4 protein-coding genes and 1 pseudogene are annotated in these 2939 nt (G+C 61.0%); 1 reads left to right on the forward strand and 4 read right to left on the reverse strand.

The genetic code is table 11. From position 1 onward, the window contains the following. Positions 1 to 78 (forward strand): annotated as a pseudogene (locus ACK4TH_RS11310) (acyl-CoA dehydrogenase family protein); the annotation flags it as partial. 206 nt (positions 79 to 284) lie between these two features. Here ACK4TH_RS11310 and ACK4TH_RS11315 read toward each other — a convergent pair. From ACK4TH_RS11315 to ACK4TH_RS11330, 4 genes are all read right to left on the reverse strand, one after another. Beyond that, positions 285 to 584, reverse strand: a complete 300-nt coding sequence (locus ACK4TH_RS11315) for a hypothetical protein (RefSeq protein ID WP_409626542.1) — start codon at positions 582 to 584, stop codon at positions 285 to 287. Between the two features lie 382 nt (positions 585 to 966). Next, complete coding sequence (locus ACK4TH_RS11320; protein WP_409626544.1) at positions 967 to 2067, reverse strand: hypothetical protein; 1101 nt, start codon at positions 2065 to 2067, stop codon at positions 967 to 969. A gap of 137 nt (positions 2068 to 2204) precedes the next feature. Next, the gene (locus ACK4TH_RS11325; protein WP_409626545.1) at positions 2205 to 2597 is read right to left on the reverse strand and encodes a hypothetical protein; all 393 of its coding nucleotides are present in this window, start codon (positions 2595 to 2597) and stop codon (positions 2205 to 2207) included. 83 nt (positions 2598 to 2680) lie between these two features. Then, positions 2681 to 2866: a hypothetical protein gene (locus ACK4TH_RS11330; protein WP_409626547.1), complete on the reverse strand. Its 186-nt coding sequence runs from the start codon at positions 2864 to 2866 to the stop codon at positions 2681 to 2683. Between the last annotated feature and the right edge of the window lie 73 nt (positions 2867 to 2939).

Below are 2939 nucleotides of genomic sequence, written 5' to 3' on the forward strand. Positions count from 1 at the left end.
TCCAACCTGTGCGTCAACCAAATCCGCCGCAACGGGACCGAGGCGCAAAAGCGCCGATACCTGCCCAAGCTGATTTCTATAGACCAGGATGTAAAATCCGTCTTCGTCCTTGTCGCACTTAGAACCCGTGATCGTCAGCGGTAGCTCTACCTCCTGCGATTTCTTTTCCAGCGCTTGGTAGATACCGTCCTGTATGTTTGCAGGCCAGTCCTTAAACTCGCCTTCCAGATACCCGCTGACACTGACTGTCAGTTCAAACGTCCGTATCTTGCCGGTTATCGCGTTCATCTGTTCCTCACCCTCTCATGCCGAGCAAGCCTACGCTGCCTGTCGTAGTAGAGCTTGCGCTGTAGCTCCTCGCGTATGGCCAGGAGGACGCCTATAGCGCTGTCTACCCGGTTCGCCAAGGTTGCCAATTCGTAATCCATGTCGGCGCTGACCAGTTGACGGGCGGTCAAGTCGAGCATGGCCTTAATTTCTGTTTCGGGAACCCCCAGCACCTTAGCCAGATCGCGCGGCGCTAACCCCAGCGCCTTGCATATCCGGTTGATCAGTCCTTTTTGCCGCTCACTGTCCGCCGACATCTGCGCGAACTACGATACGGACGACACGCCACGCGTTGCCGTCGTAAGCACACATGCAGTTGCCGTACAGAACCGAACGCCACTGCCGTATGGGAAGCGGACGTCCGTATGTAAGGTCTTCGTTCATCTCGCGCGTAAGGAAGGGCAGCGCGTCGAATTGCGCTGGCGACATGCGCCATACGCCCATCTTGCGCTCGCGCCGTTTGCGGTACTCTACAGTACCGGGCCTCATTGCTTTCGGCTGCGCGACGGGCGCTGCTCGTACAGTTCTTTGTCTTGCTGACGCGGGCATGGCGGCTTATCCTCGGAAACGTCCCAACGCAGAGCGCATGCGGGGCACACCAGTTCGTTTCCTTCCCGGCGCTCCCCGCACATCATGGCTTCACTGCTCCCCGAGAAGCGCCAGCGCTTGCGTCAGTCCGTCGCGGTGTTTGCGGATTTCGTCGGCGATATACGCGCGCTGTTCCGCCGACGCCTTGAACTCGAACTTGCCGTTGGCGTAGTTGTTGAACGTGGCGCGCGACACGCCGACACCGGCCGACATGTCCCTGTCGTTGACGTTGGCATGCTCTTTCATGAGCGCCAGCGCTTCGGCAGGGACGACGTCGCTGACGGCTGCGACGTTGGCCGGAGCCTGCGCGGCCGCTTTCCTGCCGCCGCTCTTCCGCGCCGGTTTCTCTGCGGTCGCGGCCGGAGCTTCGGCGTACTTGTCCGGGTTGGCCTGGACGTCGCCAAGCAGATCAAGCAAAGCGTCCTTGCCGTAGGCGCTGGCATAGGCGCGAAAATGCGCAGTCACGAACGGCGGGTTGACGCCGGGCGCGATACGCGATGCCGCACCCTCGGCCAAGATGTCGTCGTCATCGGCGGCAAGTTCGATGTCTTCCGACAGGTCGAAAATGTCGACGTCGCCTTTCGACAAGATGGCTTTGCAGATGGCAACCGTACCTGCTTCGACGTCATCATTGCCGCCAGCAGCCGCGACGACTTCCTGCTGCTGTGCGATGTATGCAGCGACTTCGTCTTGTACGATGCCGACAGCCGACAGCAGTTGCCCCGGCTTCCGTCCGTTGGCAATCTGCTTGTACACTTCCAGGCCGAAAGACTTGACCAGCTTTTCGGCTTCGCCCGGTTCATGCAACCGCGTGTCGACCGTATGCTTGCCGATCCAATCAGCCGATACCATCTGCTGGTACGGCTCGACCAGCTTTTCGACGACGTCGTCGATACCGCTGTCCCATTCGGATTGTTGCTCGGCTGTAAGCGTCTCGCGCTCGCCGTTCATGAGGACGTATTCGTCCATTGCTTCCGTCAGCTTGGCTTTGAACTCAGCGCCGACGTTCTCGCTTACCAGCGTTTCGACCGCGTTAGCTGCGGCCTTCATCGCCTGTTCGATACTCGCGCCTTTCTTCAAGGCGGGGTGTTCCATCATGCGTGCGAGGATCGCGTCGCGTCCGCCGCACAGCGTTTCCAGATTGTTGTCCAAGGGGTGTCTCCCTTTCGTTAGCAGCCGCGTAAGGGGGCGAAGCATGCGGCCCAAGAGGGTGTCCATTGTATGGCCTCCGGGTGGGAAAGAAAAGGGCGGGGTTTTGAAGCCCCGCCCGTTGCGTCTCGGCTGTCGGCTTAGGCCGTCCGCCAGACCCGGACGCCGCCGTCGACCGTGCGAATGGCGAACGACTTGCTGGCATCGGTTTTCTTGAACCGGCGCACCACGCCCGACAGGCGGTTGGAGACACGGCGGTTCTCCTCGCCCAGCGCCTTGGCGCGCTCGGCCGGATCGCTGATCGACGCCGGGGCCGACGTGGCGACCAGGAAGGACTGGTTCACGTTCATGCTGGCCAGCGGGTAGTTGCTGGCCTTGCCGCCCGTGCGGACAACAGCGGGCAGCGGGACGCTGTCTTCCAGCACGAAGCCGGACGCGACAGGGGCAGCGGCCGGCGCAGAGGCGGCGGGCGTCGCGGCCGGGATCTTCGGGGCGGTGCTGGACTTGGATGCGGTAGTGGTCGGCTTCGCCATTGGGTTCTCTCCTGTTCTGGCGGTTGCGGTAGGCGTCGCCAATGGCGACACGATGAACTTGTTATACGCTTACGTGCTAAACGTCAAGCGTCTTTTTCGGCTTCCAGCGCACGAAGCCATACGCGCGACGTATGTAGCTCGCCCTTGGCGTTCCGTATGCCAGCCGCTTCCGCGCCCAGCGGTTCATTGAGGACGGCAGACAGTAACCTGTCCGCCGCCTCGACATGCTTGAGCGCTTCGTCAATGGCGAGAAAATGTATACGGCGCATGGTTTCTCTCCTCTCAGGCTAGGTAAATTTTGCCATCGTCTCCGGCGTACATGTCAACGTTGCCGAACGTCTT

Origin of the sequence: Tepidimonas sp., assembly GCF_046292505.1 — a bacterium.
In the GTDB taxonomy this organism is placed as follows: Bacteria; Pseudomonadota; Gammaproteobacteria; order Burkholderiales; family Burkholderiaceae_C; genus Tepidimonas.